The 18,335-nt window shown below is 69.5% G+C and carries 19 protein-coding genes; 11 read left to right on the top strand and 8 right to left on the bottom strand.

Annotated elements, in window-relative coordinates; all coding sequences use genetic code 11:
- Window position 1: 1 nt before the first annotated feature.
- Both DNK54_RS11285 and DNK54_RS11280 read right to left on the bottom strand, forming a co-directional pair.
- A complete protein-coding gene (locus tag DNK54_RS11285) occupies window positions 2-916 on the bottom strand; it encodes an XcbA family protein (protein WP_110207102.1) in 915 nt (304 codons plus the stop codon).
- Window positions 913-1,749, bottom strand: a complete 837-nt coding sequence (locus DNK54_RS11280) for a phosphosulfolactate synthase (RefSeq protein ID WP_110207101.1) — start codon at window positions 1,747-1,749, stop codon at window positions 913-915. The genes DNK54_RS11285 and DNK54_RS11280 overlap by 4 nt, the downstream gene beginning before the upstream one ends.
- 56 nt (window positions 1,750-1,805) lie before the next feature.
- Here DNK54_RS11280 and DNK54_RS11275 point away from each other — a divergent pair, with 56 nt between their 5' ends.
- Window positions 1,806-2,780 carry an AIR synthase related protein gene (locus tag DNK54_RS11275; protein WP_162602410.1) on the top strand — a complete coding sequence of 325 codons (975 nt, stop codon included), beginning with the start codon at window positions 1,806-1,808 and terminating at the stop codon, window positions 2,778-2,780.
- 8 nt (window positions 2,781-2,788) lie between these two features.
- On the opposite strand, the gene DNK54_RS11270 is transcribed toward DNK54_RS11275, so the two are convergent.
- From DNK54_RS11270 to DNK54_RS11260, 3 genes are all read right to left on the bottom strand, one after another.
- The gene (locus DNK54_RS11270) at window positions 2,789-3,253 is read right to left on the bottom strand and encodes an MSMEG_0567/Sll0786 family nitrogen starvation N-acetyltransferase (protein ID WP_110207099.1); all 465 of its coding nucleotides are present in this window, start codon (window positions 3,251-3,253) and stop codon (window positions 2,789-2,791) included.
- Between the two features lies 1 nt (window position 3,254).
- Entirely contained in the window at window positions 3,255-4,409 is a 1,155-nt protein-coding gene (locus tag DNK54_RS11265) for an MSMEG_0568 family radical SAM protein (RefSeq protein ID WP_110207098.1), read from the bottom strand.
- Window positions 4,410-4,528: 119 nt separating this feature from the next.
- Complete coding sequence (locus DNK54_RS11260; RefSeq protein WP_110207097.1) at window positions 4,529-5,203, bottom strand: hypothetical protein; 675 nt, start codon at window positions 5,201-5,203, stop codon at window positions 4,529-4,531.
- A gap of 73 nt (window positions 5,204-5,276) precedes the next feature.
- On the opposite strand from DNK54_RS11260, the gene DNK54_RS11255 reads away from it, so the two are divergent.
- From DNK54_RS11255 to DNK54_RS11245, 3 genes are read left to right on the top strand one after another with little or no spacing between them, the layout of a single operon-like run.
- Window positions 5,277-6,233, top strand: coding sequence for a carbamate kinase (locus DNK54_RS11255; protein ID WP_110207096.1), 957 nt, complete (start codon window positions 5,277-5,279; stop codon window positions 6,231-6,233).
- 5 nt (window positions 6,234-6,238) lie between these two features.
- Window positions 6,239-7,777: a protein FdrA gene (locus tag DNK54_RS11250; RefSeq protein WP_110207472.1), complete on the top strand. Its 1,539-nt coding sequence runs from the start codon at window positions 6,239-6,241 to the stop codon at window positions 7,775-7,777.
- Entirely contained in the window at window positions 7,777-8,970 is a 1,194-nt protein-coding gene (locus DNK54_RS11245; RefSeq protein WP_162602409.1) for an MSMEG_0565 family glycosyltransferase, read from the top strand. Before DNK54_RS11250 ends, DNK54_RS11245 begins: the two co-directional genes overlap by 1 nt.
- Before the next feature lie 3 nt (window positions 8,971-8,973).
- Here the strand turns inward: DNK54_RS11245 and DNK54_RS11240 are convergent, their stop codons facing one another.
- Entirely contained in the window at window positions 8,974-9,486 is a 513-nt protein-coding gene (locus tag DNK54_RS11240; protein WP_110207094.1) for a MarR family winged helix-turn-helix transcriptional regulator, read from the bottom strand.
- 102 nt (window positions 9,487-9,588) lie between these two features.
- On the bottom strand, window positions 9,589-10,959 hold the full coding sequence (locus DNK54_RS11235) for a glycerophosphodiester phosphodiesterase family protein (protein ID WP_110207093.1): 1,371 nt from the start codon (window positions 10,957-10,959) through the stop codon (window positions 9,589-9,591).
- Between the two features lie 216 nt (window positions 10,960-11,175).
- On the opposite strand from DNK54_RS11235, the gene DNK54_RS11230 reads away from it, so the two are divergent.
- A complete protein-coding gene (locus DNK54_RS11230; RefSeq protein WP_110207092.1) occupies window positions 11,176-11,682 on the top strand; it encodes a DUF2975 domain-containing protein in 507 nt (168 codons plus the stop codon).
- A complete protein-coding gene (locus DNK54_RS11225; protein ID WP_110207091.1) occupies window positions 11,682-11,927 on the top strand; it encodes a helix-turn-helix domain-containing protein in 246 nt (81 codons plus the stop codon). The genes DNK54_RS11230 and DNK54_RS11225 overlap by 1 nt, the downstream gene beginning before the upstream one ends.
- Here DNK54_RS11225 and DNK54_RS11220 read toward each other — a convergent pair.
- Entirely contained in the window at window positions 11,890-12,381 is a 492-nt protein-coding gene (locus tag DNK54_RS11220; protein ID WP_110207090.1) for an FBP domain-containing protein, read from the bottom strand. The genes DNK54_RS11225 and DNK54_RS11220 overlap by 38 nt on opposite strands.
- A gap of 120 nt (window positions 12,382-12,501) precedes the next feature.
- Between DNK54_RS11220 and DNK54_RS11215 the strand changes: the two genes are divergently transcribed.
- The 5 genes from DNK54_RS11215 to DNK54_RS11195 all read left to right on the top strand — a co-directional run bounded on the left by DNK54_RS11215 (window position 12,502) and on the right by DNK54_RS11195 (window position 18,330).
- Window positions 12,502-13,320 (top strand): alpha/beta fold hydrolase, encoded by an 819-nt coding sequence (locus DNK54_RS11215; protein WP_110207089.1) that lies wholly within the window; start codon window positions 12,502-12,504, stop codon window positions 13,318-13,320.
- A gap of 181 nt (window positions 13,321-13,501) precedes the next feature.
- Window positions 13,502-13,996, top strand: coding sequence for a thiol peroxidase (tpx, locus tag DNK54_RS11210; RefSeq protein WP_110207088.1), 495 nt, complete (start codon window positions 13,502-13,504; stop codon window positions 13,994-13,996).
- A 168-nt stretch (window positions 13,997-14,164) separates the two neighbouring features.
- Window positions 14,165-15,046: an IclR family transcriptional regulator gene (locus DNK54_RS11205; RefSeq protein ID WP_204164544.1), complete on the top strand. Its 882-nt coding sequence runs from the start codon at window positions 14,165-14,167 to the stop codon at window positions 15,044-15,046.
- Between the two features lie 60 nt (window positions 15,047-15,106).
- Complete coding sequence (locus DNK54_RS11200; protein ID WP_110207086.1) at window positions 15,107-15,946, top strand: LLM class F420-dependent oxidoreductase; 840 nt, start codon at window positions 15,107-15,109, stop codon at window positions 15,944-15,946.
- A complete protein-coding gene (locus tag DNK54_RS11195) occupies window positions 15,943-18,330 on the top strand; it encodes an arylsulfatase (protein ID WP_204164543.1) in 2,388 nt (795 codons plus the stop codon). Before DNK54_RS11200 ends, DNK54_RS11195 begins: the two co-directional genes overlap by 4 nt.
- Window positions 18,331-18,335: the final 5 nt, after the last annotated feature.

Genomic DNA, 18,335 nt, shown 5'->3' with positions numbered 1-18,335 from the left:
GTCACTGCCCGGGGGTCTCGCCGGATGCGCGGAACTCGTCCGCAAGTGCTGCGGCCCGGGCGAGACCCTCGCCCACCAGCGTGAACGAGGAGCCCCACGGCACCACGACGGTAGCCCCGCGCGTCTCGACATGCTCCTCCAGGAGGCAGCACTTGGTGAGCCGTACCTCGCCGGCCGGGAGGGGGAGGGAGCGGGCGAGATGGGCCGGGCAGATGTCGACCCGCGCTACCGCGTCTGCCTGGTCGGGGTAGAAGTGGTCGTGGATCGCCTGCGACCGGGGACACCCCAGCTGGAGCCACGCCGCCGCCGGCGGCACCTCGTCGAGGTAGGAGATCCGCGCCCCGGGCACGTTCATCCCGCCACCTCGGCAGGGCAGCAGGTAGTGGTCGGCCGGGTGCTCGGCTGCCAACTCCTCCAGGTCGACGACCTGCGGCACGCAGTGCATCGCTGGCAACTCCTCACCGGTCGACAGCACGCGCTCGGCCTGGTCGAAGAGCTTGGCCGGCCACGGCGGCGCCACATCGAGCACATGCACCCGACGCGTCGGCTCGTCGAGCAGGAAGTTGACGTGCGCATAGGTGCCGCGGACCACCAGGCACCGGACCCCGGACGGCAGGTCGGCCTCCGCGCGGGCGCGAGCCAGCTGGCTGGGGACGGCGGTGTCGAGGTCCGGGCGATCGATCAGCTGGCACTCGGAGGGCGCAGCGAGCATCCGTGTCTCGGTGACGTCGACGAAGAGTCCGTCGCCGACCGTGGTGACCTCGACCAGCGCTACGTCGCCGTGCGGCGAGTGGGCGACGACGAAGCGGGTCCGTCGATAGACCTGCCGGCTCAGCAGCAGGGTTCGCAGCGCCGCGTCGGTCAGCGGCACCGCGACCTCGGTGAAGGCCACGGTCCGGTACTGATGCGGGATCATCGCTCGGCCTGACGGGTCGGGTCGTAGGCGAACGACGCGTCGAGGGTGTCCGCACGCAGCCCCAGCCGCAGTGTCTCCAGTGCCAGCGCGTCGCTGAGTGCGATGTTGCCGAGGTTGACCTCGGGTCCGAACCGGCGGATCAACCATGCCTGTTGCGCCCGCTGGGGGGCTTCGAAGAGCACGCGGGGCAGACCGATCGACGCCACGATGGCCTCCACGACGTCGGCACGGGCCTGTCCGTCGGGGGTGAAGAGTCCCACGGTGCCGCTCTCGCGGCCCTCGGCCACCACCCAGGTGGCACCGGCGGCGATGTCTGCCCGCGCATGGGTGCTCCACTCCTCGGGCGCGAGCTCGAGCGCCGGATCCTTCCGCCCGACCTCGGCCAGCACCACGAAACGCTCAGCGGCGGTGCCGATCAGGTCGTCCTTCTCTGTCCGGCTCATCGTGACGGTGCCGTTGGAGACCTCGATCGCAGGGAACCCGGCTGCCTCGGCCCAATCCAGGAACGCGGCGTACTGGCCCTGCCTCCACGCGACCTCGGCCAGGGTGCCGCCCGGGCAGGCGAGCACCTGGTGATCGGTGAGCAGACGGACCTTCTCGCTCAGGTGCGGGTCGAGATAGGCGATGCCCCAGCCGAACTTCCACAGATCGATGGTGCGGGCGGCTGCCTCCAAGCGGTCCCGGGTCTCAGAGGGGCTGATGCCGTTGTCGAGCACGTGGGAGAGCCCTCGGGCCCGAGGCTTCTGGCCTCGTGCCGGCAGCCGGAGGAAGTTCGCAGCGATGCCCACAACAGGGCTCCCTTGTTTACTATGCTGGATCAGTTCGTGCACCATCAATTTATGTCCTCATTATGGTGGGCCAGCAAGTGGGCGCCACCACTCGAAGGGAAGTGGCCGCCATCTCGACACCACGAAATCTCGCTGGGCTCGACCTCGCCGGACTCGCCCAGCACCTGCGTGATCTCCCGGGTGTGCGGGGCAAGGCCGCGATCGGCCTGGTCACCGAGGTCTTCGGTCGCAGCGACTGGCAGACCGGCCCTGGTGACGATGGTGCGGTGGTGCTGGACCGTGGCCACCAGCTGGTGGTGGGTGGCGAGGCCATGCTGCCTTCGTTCGTGGCGCGCGATCCGCGCGCCGCCGGCATCTCTGCGGTCCTGGCGAACGTCAACGACCTGGCCGCGATGGGCGCGCGACCGCTGGCGATCGTCGACACCGTGGTCGGACCCCAGGAGACCGCGCGCGAGGTCCTGGAGGGATTGAAGTGGGCCAGCGAGGCGTACGACGTCCCGATCGTCGGCGGCCATCTCACCGAGACGGACGGCCCGCCGAGCCTGTCGGCGTTCGGGCTGGGCAGCGCCGAGCGACCGCTGACGGTCGCCCGGGCGGCGGCCGGTCAGGCACTGATGCTGGTGGGCTGCTTCGAGGGCCGGATGCGTGCGGACTTCCCCTACTTCGCCTCCTTCGAGGAGCGCGGGGAGCGGCTCGCCGGCGATGTCCGGCTGATGGCCGAGGCGGCCGAGACGGGGGTCGCGGCAGCAGCCAAGGACGTGAGCATGGCCGGCATGATCGGCTCGCTGGCGATGTTGCTGGAGGCCACGGGACTGGGGGCGACGGTCGACCTGGAGGTGGTCCCGCTGCCGCATGGTGTGCAGATGGCTGACTGGCTCGGTTGCTTTCCCTGCCTGGTCTTCCTGGTGACCACGCCGCCCGAGAAGGTGCCGGCCCTCGCGGAGCTCTTCGCGACGCGTGACCTGGGCGCCGTACGGATCGGCACGCTGGACGCGAGCGGCCTGGTGCAGATCGCCGCCGGAGGTGACCGCGAGGTGGTCTTCGACCTGAGCAAGGAGACCGTGACCCACCTGTGAGCCTGACCTCACGCCAGCTCGATCCACATGTGCTGGTGCGGTGAGCCGAGGTAGTCGCTGGGCGGGCCGTCGGCGTGCCAGCCCAGCCTGGTGAAGAAGACGACGTTGGCGGGCTGGATCCAGGCGACCATCCGGTTGCCTCCGGCCTCACCGGCGGTGGTGACGGCGTGACGGACGAGGGGTCCGCCGATACCGATGTGACGGAACGCTGGGAGTACCGCGAGGCGGTCGCCCTTCCACAGCTCCTCGCCCGGGTGGGGCGTGTCGACGCGGTACAGGCGCACCGTGCCGGCAGGCTCGTCATCCGCGAAGGCGACGACGTGGATCACGTTGGGATCGGCGTCGAGCGCATCCTGGTCACTGTCGTCGAACAGGCCCTGCTCGACGACGAAGATCTGGTTGCGGATCCAGTCGTGTGCCTCCCGGTCCTCCTGGCTGATCACCTGACGGCAGGTGACCTTCACTGCGCTCATGTCACACGAACAACGGCAGTGACGGGCGACCCTCGGCGGGTACCGGGCCGAGCGAGCGCTCGAGCGCCGCCATCCCCGAGCACGCCTGGCAACGGGCGCAGCCAGCCATCACACCGGTCGCGCTCATCCCGCGGGCCAGCATGTAGGGCACCACCTGCCGGTTGATGTGCTCGACGTAGTCGGCGGTGGGTGGCTCCAGGTCTGCCATCAGGCTGCCGGGTACCGGGCGCAGCGGGACGACGAACGGGTAGACCCCGATGTCGATGGCGCGGCGGCAGGCATCCACCGTCAGCTTCGGGTCCTCGCCCATCCCGAGGATGACGTAGGTGGAGACCTGCCCGGCGCCGAAGACCTCCACCGCCCGCTCCCAGGCGGTGAAGTAGGCCTCGATGCCCCAGGCCGCCTTGCCGGGCGCGATCTCGGCGAGCACCCGCGGGTCGAAGGTCTCGACGTGGATGCCGACCGAGTCGATACCCATGTCGTGCACGCGGTTGATCACGTCGAGGTCGGACGGCGGTTCGAACTGCACCTGAACCGGCAACCCGGAGGCTTCCTTGACCGCCTGGCCGCAGGCGCCGACGTACAGCGCCCCGCGATCGGGCGTCTTGGTGCTTCCGGTGGTCAGCGTCGCATCCACTGCGCCATCGAGCTCCTTGGCGGCCACGGCGACCTCGGCCAGCATGGCTGGCGTCTTCTTCGCGATGGTCCGGCCCTGCTCGAGGGAGACGCCGATGCCGCAGAACTTGCACTGGTCGGAGTTGCCCCAGTAGGTGCAGGTCTGCAGCACCGTGCTTGCCAGGGAGTCCAGGTGCATCAGGGCGATCTGGTTGTAGGGGACGCCGTCGGCGGTGCGCATGCGGTAGAACTTCGGCTCCGGGGCGAGGGAGGCGTCGGCGAGGCGCTGCTCGCCAAGGTAGATGCCGAAGCCGTCGTCCTCCTGCCGCAGGGCGTAGGGCGAGTCGCTGACGTAGCTGGCCGTGGTCGGCACGGTGGCGGGTGCGCCGTTGACCCACAGCATTCCCGCATCGGCCGGTCCGGCCCCGCCCTTCCGCGCGCCGACGTCGATGTCGGTGCGCAGGCCGCTGGCCTGAAGCTTGACGATCAGATCCGCAGTGCTGGCCCGTCCGGCGGCGCTGAGGGGGTGCTGCTCACTCATGGATGGATCTCCTCAATAGGGAGCCTCGTGTGATCCACACGACAGGTCTTCATCCACTATAGGAAACGTTCTCGGCGAGGGGAACCCTCTCGACACATTCGGCGTCACCCGTGCGCGGCTCAGTTCGGAGAGGGCGGCGCCCCGCGCAGTTCGGTCACGTGGCGTTCGCGTTCGTCGGCCGTCGCGAACTCGCGGGCCGTGGAGCCGGGATCCTCCGCGTCGATCGGCGCAAGAGTGCCGTCGGCTCCGTCGAACCGCAGCTGCTCGACGCGATGCACGGTGGCGGTGAAGTCGTCGTTGGCGTAGGTGCTGATCGCGAGGGCCAGGCCCCGGGTTCGGTCGATCTCAAGGCGCCGGTAGGGAACGAACGGGTCGCCCTCGGGAGGTCCTGACTCCTCTGCGACCACCCAGCCGATGTCGTCGAGCGCGGCCAACGTCTCCAGGCGTCGGGCACCGGCGATCGTCTCGGCGAGCTCTCGATAGCGCATCGCGAAGGCGGCGCCCGCGAGTGCTTCGGGATCGAGTCCCTCCAGGCTGTAGCGCGGGTCGGAGTCGGCGACCGCGTGCACCAGGTCCCTGTGGCCCGCCCAGGCTGACAGCAGGTCGGTCGCTCCGTTCCCGCGGGTCCGGAGCTCCTCGACGGCGGCCGTGACGAACCGGAGCGTGCGGGCGTACGCCGCGGGATCGCTCATCCCCGAGGCGAAGGCGCGGTCGGCGATGGTGGCCCACTGCCGGGACAGGTCGCGTAGGGCGGCGACGGGGTCATCGCCTTGCGGTGACGGAATGCCGAACACGGCTTGTCCTCCCGGCTCTTTTCACTATACTCAACGAAATATTAAGCATTCGAAACATACGCAAAGGGTCGGCATGAGCAGAATCGCCGTTGTCGCGGTCGGAGGCAATGCCCTCACGCGCGAGCATGAGATCGGGACGTCGGAGCAGATCGAGGCCAACGCACACGCCATGGCCCAAGGGATCGCCCGGCTCCATGCCGACGGGTGGCGTGTCGTCGTGGTCCACGGCAACGGTCCCCAGGTCGGCAACCTCTCGATTCAGCAGGAGGAGAGCGTCGGCCTGGTTCCCCCGCAGCCACTTGCCTCGGTCAACGCGATGACGCAGGGCCAGCTCGGCAGCGTCTTGGTGCGGGCGCTCGACGCGCTCCTCGGTGCCGGCACCGCGGTGGCCGTGGTCTCGCACATGGTCGTCGACCCGGACGACCCTGCCTTCGTCGACCCGACCAAGCCCATCGGTCCCTTCTTCTCCGCAGGGCGTGCCGAGCAGCTTGCCGAGGAACGCGGTTGGGTGATGCGGGAGGACGCCGGACGGGGATTCCGTCGGGTGGTGGCTTCGCCGCGACCTGTCGAGCTGCTCGAGAGCGCTGCGATCCGCACCCTGGTCGAGCGCTCCCATGTTGTCCTGGCCTGCGGCGGTGGCGGAATCGGCGTGCTCGGCGGTGTCGATGACGGCTATCCGGGTGTGGACGCCGTCATCGACAAGGACGCCGCCGCCGCCAGTGTGGCGATCTCGTTGCGAGCCGACGGGCTGATCCTGGTCACCGGGGTTGACGCGGTCTCGATCAACTACGGCACCCCGGAGCAGACGGTCGTGCACGAGCTCGGTGTGGACGCGGCGATCCGGTACCTGGGCGACGGCCAGTTCCCGCCGGGCAGCATGGGGCCGAAGGTCCGGTCAGCCATCGACTTCGTGCAGGCAGGGGGCTCGGCCGCGGTGATCACCTCGGCCGAGCACCTCCACGACGCGATCGACCCGACGACCACCTTCGGGACCAGGATCGTCCCCTCCTCCGTGATGAGCAGCCTGTGAAGACCATGACCGGAACAGCCCGGGCCCGCGTCGTCCACGACACCTACTGCGACTCGCTCCGCCTGCTGGTGGCGACCTCGGTGATGACCGAGCAGGACGGTGTCACCTGGGCGGGAGCGGTGATGGCCACTCCGTCGGGCCTGGCCAGTCTCGAGGCTGAGGGCTTCACCGGCGTCGAGCTTGGCGCCGTGGGTGCCAACGACCTCGTGCTCGCGGTCCGAGTCGACGACGAGGCGCTGGCTGACGCGGCGTTAGACGCCGGAGAGGAGTCCGCCTTCGCCGACGCACCGGAGGCGGCGACGGGGGAGGGTGCGGCCAGGCTGACGCCTCGGACGCTCGCCGCTGCGGTCAAACAGGGTCACCCGAACGTGGCGATCATCTCGGTCTCTGGTGACTACGCCGCCCTCGAGGCTCACCAAGCACTGACCGCTGGGATGCACGTGCTTCTCTTCAGCGACAACGTCTCCTTGGCCGAAGAGGTGGAGCTCAAGGAGCGGGCCAACGAGTTGGGGCTTCTGGTGATGGGGCCGGGCGCGGGCACCGCGATCCTTGCGGGGGTCGGGCTCGGCTTCGCCAACCGGGTACGCCGCGGCCCGGTCGGGGTGGTGGCAGCCGCTGGCACGGGAGCGCAGGAGGTCTCCGCGCTGCTGGACCGGTGGGGAGTGGGCGTCTCCCACGTGATCGGGGTCGGTGGCCGGGACCTGTCGGAGGAGATCGACGGCCGGATGGCCAAGGCTGCCTTCCGGGCGCTGGAGGCGGACCCGGACACCCAGGCGATCTTGCTGGTCTCCAAGCCTCCACATCCCGCGGTCGCTCGAGCCGTCCTGGCCGAGTCCGCGACGACGCCCGCGGTCGCCACTTTCCTCGGCATCGACGCCCTGGAGGGCGACAGCGGGGTGCATCTGGCGCACACGCTGGAGGAAGGGGCACGTCTTGCGGCGCGGCTGGTGGGCTTCGAGCCCGGCGCGACCGACGCGGGCCTGCGGGCGCGGGTCGAGGCGGCGACGGCTGAGATGGCCGCGGAGCGACGTACCGTGCGTGGCTACTACTCGGGAGGCACGCTCTGCTACGAGGCCCAGGTCATCGTCGGGGAGCTGCTCGGTGACGTCTACTCCAATGAGCCGCTGGTCGCGGCCAACACGGTGCCGGCTCCGGCCGGCTCACATGTCCTGCTCGACCTGGGCGCCGAGGAGTACACCGTCGGCCGGCCGCATCCCATGATCGATCCGAGCACCCGGATCGAGATGATGCGGACCGAGGCGCGCGATCCCGAGGTCGCCGCCGTGCTGCTCGATGTCGTACTCGGGTACGGCGCCCACGACGACCCGGTCGCCGAGCTCGGACCCGTGCTGTCGGAGACCATGGCGAACGGTGGCCCGCAGGTCATCGCCTACGTGCTTGGGTCGGCCTCGGATCCGCAGGGATACGACCGCACCCGCGGTGCGTTGGAGGAGATCGGCTGCATCGTCACAGAGACTGCGGCGCGTGCGGCCTATGTTGCCGCGGCAGTTGCCGCGCGCCGTCCGGAGCTCGCGGAGGAATGATGAACGACCTGATCGAGGCGGGATCGCCGGTGGCACTGGTCACCTACAGCACGCGGCCGCGGGGTGGAGTCGCGCACACGCTCGCGCTGGCCGAGGCGCTGCATGCGCTGGGCCAGGAGGTGCTGGTGGTGGGGCTCGGGGACCCGGACGCCGGCTTCTTCCGCGAGGTGGCCGCGCCGACGCACATTGTGCGCGCGCCGACGGTCGCGGGCGGCTTGGAAGAGAAGGTGGCCGCGAACATCGATGCGCTCGAGGTCGGCCTGACCGAGGTGGCCCGCACGTTCCCGATCCTGCACACCCAGGACTGCATCTCGGCGCGCGCTGCTGCTCGCGTCCGTGACGCTGGTGCCCCGGTTCGGGTGGTGCGCACCGTGCACCACGTCGATGACTTCGAAAGCCAGGTGCTCGTCGACTGCCAGCTCCAGGCGATCCTGGAGCCGGATCAGATCCTGGTGGTGACGAAGATCTGGGAGGAGATCCTGGCGCGCGACCCCGGGGTCACCTCGCAGATCGTGCCGAACGGCGTCGATGTGGCCCGCTACCGCAACGCGGACCCCGGGCTAGCGAGCCGACTGCGGGCCCGGGTCGGTGCCACTGGCCGGCCGATGATCCTTTCGGTCGGAGGTATCGAGCCGCGCAAGGGCAGTGACACGCTGGTCGCGGCGCTGGCGATGCTGGTCAAGGGGCGTACGCCGGCGCCGGTTCTCGCCGTCGTCGGCGGCCACTCCTTCCAAGACCATCGCGCCTACCGTGAGCGGGTCCTGGCGACGCTCGCCCCCCTCGGTCTGGAGCTGGGCAAGGACATCGTCGAGGTGGGCTCGGTGCCGGAGGAGGAGATGGCTGCCTGGTACGACGCCGCTGACTTGCTCGCCTTCCCGTCGGTGAAGGAGGGCTTCGGTCTGGCGGCACTGGAGGCGATGGCTGCCGGGACGCCCGTGGTCACCAGCGACCTGCCGGTCTTCCGCGAGTGGATGGTGCCGGGACGAGACGCCTTGTTCGCGCCTGTCGGTGATGCCTGCGCGCTGGCTGCTGCGATGGCCGAGGTCCTGGACGACGGCGTCCTGCGCAGCCGCCTGGTCGCCGCCGGCCGGGGCCTGGCGGATCGCTTCAGCTGGGAGGCGAGTGCCCGCAGGCACCTCGCGGTGTATGTGCAGGCGCCGTCGGTGGTCCGTAGCCAGGTCTCGCTCTCCTGAGCGTCAGGAGCGTGTGGTCGCCACCGGCTTGGGCGCCTCGGTGGCGGCTGCGATCACCTGGAGGAGTCGGGCGTGCAGGTCGACAAGCTCCTCGACCGGCATACCCAGGGACTGGATGATGGCGGGAGGGATCGCCACCGCGTCGTTGCGCAGCAGGCGGCCACGCTCGGTGAGGTCGATGGCGAGGGCTCGGTCGTCGCGGGGGTCCCGATCGCGACGGATGTATCCGGAGGCCTCAAGCCTCTTGAGCAGTGGTGAGAGAGTGGCCGGCTGGAGCTGCAGCTTGCGGGCGATGACGTTGGCCTTGAGCGGCGCCTCCTCCCACAGTGCCAGCATCACCAGATACTGCGGATGAGTCAGGTTCATCGGCTCCAGCAACGGTCGGTAGAGGCCGATCACCGTCCGGGAGGCGACGGAGAGCGCGTAGCACACCTGTTGGTCGAGGGCCAGGAGGTCGTCGATCGCGGCTGTGCGGTCCGAAGTGACGGGCGTCGGCGCAGTGCGCTTGGTGGGCATGGCTGACAATTTAATTCATGACGCTAATAGTTGGAAATCGGAACTGTTCGTGTCGCAACTTCTGCCGGCGAACCTGCTCGCTCGTAGGCGACCGGTGCGGGGCTAGCGGCGGTGACCCTTCGCCTTCTTGACCTTGAGCACCGACGTGGCCTTCAGCGACTGACCGGCCGCAGTGATCCGCACCTTGCCCTTGGCGTTCTTGCGCGCCTTGAGCCTGACCTTCGTGGTGCCGGTCGCGACACCGGTGACCGCGTCGGTGGTGAGGCGCACCGTCACCGACCGCGGCAGCGTGACCCGCTTGTTGGACGACCTGAGGCTGACGCGGAACGAGTCGGGTCCGTCGCCCGCGGTCGCGCGCACCGTCAGCCGCACCGTGCGCTTCTTGCCGGCCTTGATCTTGCCCTTCGCCGGGCCGATCTTGAGCGCGGTAGGCACGGTGTCAGCGCACTGGCGGGCGCTGCCGTCCGGTCGGGGGACGCGCTTGATGCAGAGGAACTCGTTGAGCGCCGCCGGGTGGTCGGTGAAGAAGCCGTCCGCCCCCTGGTCGATCATCTTCTGCCAGAGTGCCGGGCCATCGACGCTCCCGTTGCCTGGCCAGACGTGGATCGCGTAGCCGTCACGGGTGGCTCGGGTACGCAGAAGCTGCACGGGCTGGACGGTGAGACCCGCGTAGTCGTAGTAGTCAGGCGGCTGGAGGGCCACCGGGGTGGGATTGATCGGGGTGCCCTGCAGTGCGTAGGGCAGGAGTACGTCCTCGCTGGCCGACAGGGCCTGATGCTCGGGCAGCAGCTCGTGAAACCGTTCCATCGCGCCCTGGAAGAACGAAGCCACGATCACGTCCTCACTGCGCTCCGGGTAGTCCGCCATGATGGCGGCCAGGACGTTGGCGGCTGCGGTGGCCATCGCAGGATTGCTGCGCGGAGCCTTCATGTCGATGTTCAGCGGAGTGTCGGGGAAGGTCTCCAGCACCTCGCGGAACGTCGTGATCCTGAAGTCGTTGCGTTCGTAGCCCTCGGGCGGCTCCGGGCCGTCGGCGAGCGCCATGCCTCGGTACGGGTGCGGGTCGGTGGGGTCGTAGTTGTAGTGCCCCTTACCCGGGCTGAACTTGTGGGCGAAGTCCAGCGTCTTGAGCTCGGCAAGCGTCATCTCGTCGACCGTCATGCCGGCGTACGCCGTTTCGGCGATGTTGGAGGTGGCGTTGGGGCTCAGGTCGTGCGTGACCACGAACTCGCCGTCCGCGGTGACGTAGCCGTCCATCTCCAGCTGGTCGGCGCCGTTCTCCACCGCCTTCTTGAAGGCGAAGAGAGTGTTCGCCGGCGCCTCGTAGGCGCCTCCGGCGTGGGCCATGTTGAGGAAGGGCTTGTGCTGCCAGAAGTCGGTCGGTGGGTCGGCACTGGCCGGGCCGGCGAGCGGCACCGCCAGGAGCCCGAGCACGACGGTCATGGCCGCAGAGATGCTGATGCGCTTGAGCATGCGATTCCCTCGTCTCGCCGCGCCGAAGCCCTCCCCGGCGCCGGTGTCCTACCCGTCTCGCGCAGTCTAGGAGTTCTCAGCGCGCGAGGCGACAGGTCGAGGTGGTGAACCCCGTTCCGGGGTCGGCATGCCAATGCGCGGGGGCTCCGTCCGGTCTTGCCGAGCCTCTTCTATCGTTTTACGATAGATACCTCTCGTTCATCAGGAGGTACTGCCATGAACCGATGGATCGTCGCGGCGCTCCGTGCCGTCATCGCGATCGCCCTGCTCGGCTCGCTGGCGGTGCAGGGTCTGATGATTCCGTTGGCCCTGCGCGACATGGACGGAACGCGGACGGAGATCCGGGTCGCCTTCGCCGTGCTCGTCTTCGTCGGTGTGCTGGGGCTGCAGCTGATCGGAGTGAGCACCTGGCGCCTCCTCACCATGGTGCGCCGCGGCACGGTCTTCTCCTTCGGCGCCTTCCGCTACGTCGATCGGATCATCGCAGCGATCTCGGTGGGCGCCGTGGTGGTCTTCGGCTTCGCGGTGCTGGGCGCCTACAGCAACCGCACCAATCCGGGAGACGAGGTGGCGCCCGGGCTGGTCGGGATGGTCTGCGTGCTTGCGCTCGTCGTCGGCGGAGTGGCTCTGCTCGTCTACGTACTGCGGACCCTGCTGACGCAGGCCGTCGCTCTCGATGACGAGACCAAGCACCTGCAGGCCGAGCTAGCCGAGGTCATCTGATGCCGATCATCGTCGACATCGACGTCATGCTCGCGCGACGGAAGATGGCCGTAGGCACGTTGGCGGAGAAGATCGGGATCACCCCCGCCAACCTCGCGGTGCTGAAGAACGGTCGGGCCAAGGCCGTGCGCTTCACCACGCTCGAGGCGCTCTGCGAGGTGCTGGACTGCCAGCCGGGGGACATCCTGCGTTGGGAGCCGGAGGAGGTCAGCGACGTACCCGCTCCAGAAACGCTCGCAGATTGAGCTCCAACCGGGCGATCCGGTCCTCGACGCTGAGCGTCTCGTGGGCGGCGCTCATCGTAGGCAGCGGACGCAGGCCACGGGTGTAGAGCGAGCACTCGAGGTCGGCACAGATATCGAGTCCCACGGTGTTGCCGTCGCGTCCCGGTTGACCGGCGCGACGGGCCACCATCAGGGAGACGCCCTGGCCGGGATGCGTGGTCAGGCACAGTGAACACATCTTGGCCCGGCGCGGTCCCGCGCCGGAGGTGTTGCGCCGCAGCTGTACGCCGACCGGCCCGGTGGGTGTGCCGGTCACCAGGATCGCCTGGAGCGGGGCTTTGGGATCGACCCAGCCGAGGAAGTCGAGGTTCTCCCAGTCGAGGTCGCGCAGGTCCGGGAGGTTCAACCGCTTCGCCTCACCCTTGGAGCAGTTGACGAACGAGCTGCGGATCTCGGACTCGGTCAGCGGCTCCATGCGCACGAGCCAATCACTCGATCGGCTGTGCTCACAACCGGATTCCGGACGGTGCCGGGTGCTGACTCCCCGACCGGGCGGGTACCGCGAGGTGCCAGCCCCGAACCGAGGAGCGAGCCCATGAACGACCAGAGCCCCACCCGCGGACTGCATGTCGTCGACTCCGGTGGCGCCGGCCGACCAGTGGTGCTGATCCACGGTTGGCCGCTCTCCGGCGAATCGTGGCAGGCGCAGCTGGACCCGATCCATGCGGCGGGCTACCGGGTGATCAGCTACGACCGCCGAGGCTTCGGCCGTTCTCGGCCGGGTGACCGCTACGACTACGACACCCTGGCGGACGACCTTGCGGGCATGCTCACCGACCTCGACCTCCAGGACGTGACGCTTGTCGGCTTCTCGATGGGCGGCGGCGAGGTGGCCAGGTACGTCGCACGGCACGGTGAGGACCGCCTGCACAGCCTGGTGTTCGCCGCCGCGGTACCGCCGTACCTGATGCGCACCTCCGACAATCCCGACGGCCCGCTGACGGCCGAGCAGGCCGAAGAGATGCGCAAGGGCCTGGAGCAGGACCGCTCGGCCTTCTTCGACGACTTCGTCCGCACCTTCTTCTCCAGCGGAGAGGAGCCGTTGGTGGACGACGACGTGCTCGCCGCGTCGAAGCGCATGTGTCACGAGTCCGATCCCGATGCGGCCCTCGCCTGCATGGACTCGTTCAGCACGACCGACTTCCGCGACGACCTCACCGCGATCACCCGTCCGACCCTGGTGATCCACGGCGACGCCGACCAGATCGTTCCGTTGGAGGGGGCGGGGCAGCGGACCCACGACGCCGTCGCAGGCAGCCGACTGCACGTCATCGCCGGTGGACCGCACGGCATCAACGCCAGCCACGTCGAGGAGTTCAACCGCGCGCTGGTGGACTTCCTCGCCGTGCGTTGAGCGTCGCCACGCGACCGAAAGTGCACAGATGTGCGGGTGTGACGGTGCCTGGCGCGGGTGCGGGCGATAGGTCGTCACAGGTGTGCACTTGGCGACCTCGGCAAGCGTTCGACCGCGTGTCGTCCTGACCGGTGGGTGGCCGCCTCTGCCGGTGCTGCCGGGCAGCGTGTAGGAATGGAGCATGGCTACCACTGCATTCAAGGGCAACCCCGTCAACACCGTCGGCACCCTCCCCGCCGTCGGCTCCGCCGCGCCGACCTACGACCTGGTGGGTGAGGGCCTCTCCGCGCTCACCTCCGCCGACCGCTCCGGCCGTACCGTGCTCAACATCTTCCCGAGCGTCGACACCGGTGTCTGCGCAGCCAGCGTGCGCAAGTTCAACGAGCTTGCTGCCGGTCTGGAGAACACCACGGTCATCAACGTCTCCAAGGACCTCCCGTTCGCCCAGGCCCGCTTCTGCGGTGCCGAGGGCATCGAGAACGTGAAGGTCGGCTCGGCCTTCCGCTCCTCCTTCGGCGAGGACTTCGGCGTGACCATGACCGATGGTCCGCTTGCCGGTCTGCTGGCGCGGTCGGTGGTCGTCCTCGACGAGGCCGGCAACGTCGTGCACAGCCAGCTGGTCGACGAGATCACCACCGAGCCGGACTACGACGCAGCCATCGCGGCGCTCGGCTGATCCGTTTTCGGCGGCGCACTCCCACCGGGTGGACTCCGGTGCCCCTGGTGGGGGTGTGACCGGTTTCACTCACTGGGAGTGTGTCCGAGCCCCGTCGCGCAGGCTGGTTTCCTTCACTTACACGGCAGCACCCACGACGCCGTGTGCTGTGTCATGGAGGAGCCACCGTTGACTCTCACCGCCAGCCGCCGCCCCGAGTCCGGAGCGCCGCTCGCCCCGACGCCCTCGCCGTCGATGATCGAGCGGATGACCGCCGTCCTCGACGCCTTCGATGCCCCCACCACGCGCTGCAGCCTCGACGAGGTCATCGCGCGTACCGGCCTGGCCCGGTCGACCGCGCACCGGATCCTGACCGCGCTCACGCACCTGTCCTGGATCGAACGCACCGCCGACGGCTATGCCCTCGGGCCGCGGGCGCTCGCGTTCGCAGACTGGGAGAACACCTCCATGGACCTGCGGCATGCCGCAGCGCCCGTGCTGCACGAGCTCCAGGTGGCCACCGGCATGGTCGTGCACCTCGGCGTGCTCAAGGGGGCCCATGTGCATGTGCTCGACAAGCTCGGCGGCCGGTTCGCCGCCTCCGTGCCCACCCGCGTCGGTGGCCGGGTGCCGGCACACGGGACCGCGCTCGGCAAGGCGATCCTGGCGTGGCTTCCCGCCGAGCAGATCGACGAGGTGGTCGGCGGACAGATGGGCCGGATGACCTCGCGCACCATCATCGACCTCAACGTGCTGCATGACGAGCTGCGCCGGGTACGCGAACGTCGGGGCCTCGCCTTCGAGCAGGGCGAGTGCTTCCCCACGGTCAACTGCGTCTCCTCGGCCGTGATGGGTGAAGCAGGGCCGGTCGGCAGCATCTCGCTGGCCATGCCGCCGCGGACCCCGTTGGAGAAGGTCGCGCCTCTGGTCGCCGACGCCACCCGGAGGGTCAGTGCGGAGCTCAACCCTCGGCGTACCACCGTGCCGACGGCGGAGAGCCACCCCCTGCACACCTGGTCGCGCGAGGCGCTCGACACCATCCTGCTGACCAGCTCCGGCCGCTGGATGTGATCCATCCCACTGACTGGGTTTGCGCTCCGTTGGCGATGACCGCTGCCTAGCGTCCCGGCCATGCGCCATGGACTCTCACTCTTCACCAGCGATCGAGGAATCAGCCCCCAGCGTGCCGCCCAAGCGGCCGAGGAGCGCGGCTTCCACACCTTCTACGTGCCCGAGCACACCCACATCCCGGTCCGTCGTACGGCGGCCCACCCGGCAACGGGCGGCGCCGACCTGCCCGACGACCGCTACCTGCGCACGCTCGATCCGTGGGCGACGCTCGGCGCGGTCGCGTCGGTCACCGAGCGGATCGAGCTCAGCACCTGCGTCGCGTTGCCGGTCGAGCACGATGTGTTCACGCTGGCCAAGGCGATCGCCACCGTCGACCACCTCTCCGGTGGCCGGGTGCTGCTCGGCGCCGGCTTCGGCTGGAACACCGACGAGCTGGCCGACCACGGTGTCCCCCCGGAGCGCCGCCGTACCGTCCTGAAGGAGTATCTCGGCGCGATGCGGGCGCTGTGGACCGAGGAGGAGGCGGAGTACCACGGCGAGTTCGTGAACTTCGACGCCTGCTGGGCCTGGCCGAAGCCTGTGCAGGAACGGGTCCGGGTGATCATCGGCGCCCAGGCCGGGCCGAGGACCTTCGCGTGGATCTCCAACCACGCCGACGGCTGGCTCACCACCCCGTTGGACCAGGACCTCCCCGCTCGGGTGGCCGAACTGCGCGAGGCCTGGGCTGCGGCGGGCCGTGAGGGCAGTCCGGAGGTGCGGGGTCTCTCAGCGCGACTCGAGCTGCTCGACTCCTGGGAGGAGGCCGGCATCGCGCAGGCGGTCTGGCCGGTGCCCGACGCCGACGAGAAGACCGTCCTGGAGCACCTCGACCGTCTCGCCGGCGACCTCGGTCTCGGGTGAGCGGCGCCGCGCTGCCCGTCCCGGGCGGCCGACCAGACGGTGCCCGGGACGCGCGCGGTGTTCCCGACTATGCCCGCGGCTACGAGCGGCACCCCGGTCGGATCGGACGGACGACCTCCGACTCCGAGCGGGCGTGGCCGCGCGGGCGGCGCGCCCGACAGGGTGCGCCGAACGTCGTGGTGGTCCTGGTCGACGACATGGGCTACTCCGACATCGGGCCGTTCGGGGCCGAGATCGAGACCCCGCACCTTGACCGGCTGGCTGCCACCGGGATCAGGATGACCCAGTACCACAGCACACCGGTCTGCTCCCCGGCGCGAGCCGCGTTGCTCACCGGCCTGAACCCGCACCGCGCCGGGTTCGGGTCGGTCGCGAACTTCGACCCCGGGTTCCCAGGCTCGCTGCTGGAGCTCGACGACGACGTCCTGACCCTCGCCGAGATCCTCCGTGACAGCGGGTACGCCACCTTCGGCGTCGGCAAATGGCACCTGAGCCGCGAGGCCCTGATGAACGACGCGGCGTCGCGGGCGTCGTGGCCGGTGCAACGGGGCTTCGAGCGGTACTACGGCACCACCGAGGCGTTGAACAGCTTCTTCCACCCCAACCGGATCGTGGTCGACAACAGCCCGCAGAGCATCGCTGAGTTCCCGGACGACTACTACCTCACCGACGACCTGACCGACCGGGCGCTGGAGATGATCACGGCGCTGCGGGCCAGCGATGCCGGCAAGCCCTTCTTCCTCTACTTCGCCCATCACGCGATGCACGGCCCGCTCGGCGCCAAGCAGGTGGACCTGGAGAAGTACCGCGGGCGGTACGCCGCCGGGTGGGACCGGATCCGAGAGGACCGACACGCCCGGCAGATCGCGGACGGGCTCTTCCCCGCCGACCTGCCGTTGCCTCCTCGCGACGGCGGCAAGGCCAGGTTCGCGGTGCCTGCGTGGGACGAGCTCAGCGCCGACCAGCAGCGGCTCTATGCCCGCTACATGGAGGTGTATGCGGCGATGGTCGACAACATCGACCAGAGCCTCGGACGGATCACCAGCACGCTCGCCGAGCTCGGCGAGCTCGACAACACCATCATCGTCTTCACCTCCGACAACGGCGGCACGATGGAGGGCGGCCCGGAGGGCACCCGCAGCTACTTCAGTCGGTTCGTCCACCTGCCGGGCCTGCCCCAGGAATGGGAGGGCGACGTCGCCCTCGACCCAGAGCTGATCGGCGGGCCTCGCACGATGGTCCACTACCCGCGCGGCTGGGCCCTGGCGTCGAACACCCCGTTCCGGCTCTACAAGGGCCAGACCTTCGCCGGCGGCGTACGTGTGCCGTTCCTGCTCTCGTGGCCGGCCGGCCTGCCTCGGCACCCTGGCGACGACGGGATCCGTCGCCAGTACCAGTACGTGACCGACCTCGCCCCGACATTGCTGGAGCTGGCCGGTGTGGAGATCCCCCACGCCAGGCACGGCCGGCCCGCGAAGACGATGGACGGACTGAGCTTCGCAGAGAGCCTGGCCGATGCGGAGGCGCCCGGCAGCCGTCGCGAGCAGTACGCCGAGTTCGGCGGCAACCGGGGCTTCTATCGGGACGGGTGGAAGATCGTCACCTCGCACCTCCCGGGCACGCCCTTCGATGACGCGGAGTGGGAGCTCTACGAGATCGCCACCGACCCCAACGAGCTGCACGACCTGGCGGCGCAGCATCCCGACAGAGTGCGCGAGCTCGCCGCCGGCTGGGAGCGGGCAGCCTGGGCGAACACCGTCTTCCCGCTCAACTCGACCGGGGCCTTGGAGCACGTGATCCGCCGGCCGGACGAGGACGCTTTCCTCCGGCCGGTGCGGATCCTGCCCGGCACGCCCACCCTGGAGCGGTATCGCGCGCAGTGCCTGGTCAGCCTGCGCTCCTTCACCGTCGACATCGAGCTGGAGCATCGGCAGCCTGCGGAGGGGATCCTCCTCGCCCACGGTGACCAGGGGGGCGGCTACCTGGTGTGGATCGAGGAGGGGCGGCCACACGTCGGCTACAACGAGTACGGACGCATGCACGTGGCTGCCGGATCCGCGCCCGTGCCCGAGGGTGCCTGCACCCTGCGGCTGAGCGCGACCGCGCGCCCGGGGTTCCGTTGGTCGTGGGCCCTCACGATCGACGGGATCGAGGTTGCCCGCATCGAAGAGGTCACCATGTTGGTGGGCATGGCGCCGTTCAGCGGCATCGATGTGGGCCTCTGCCGCGGTGGGCCGGTGTACTGGGACCTGTATCTCCGGCAGCGGAGCTTCCCCTACAGCGGTCGGCTGGTCGCCGCGACCTGGACGCCTGGTGACTCCGCCGACTACGACCCTGCCCTGGTCGCCGAGGTGGAGCGACGGAGCGCGGCTGCCTACGACTGAGCGGC

It is taken from the genome of Nocardioides daejeonensis, assembly GCF_003194585.1.
In the GTDB taxonomy this organism is placed as follows: domain Bacteria; phylum Actinomycetota; class Actinomycetes; order Propionibacteriales; family Nocardioidaceae; genus Nocardioides; species Nocardioides daejeonensis.
Note: the sequence above shows the minus strand (reverse complement) of the source record. Positions and strands in the feature narration are given on the sequence as shown.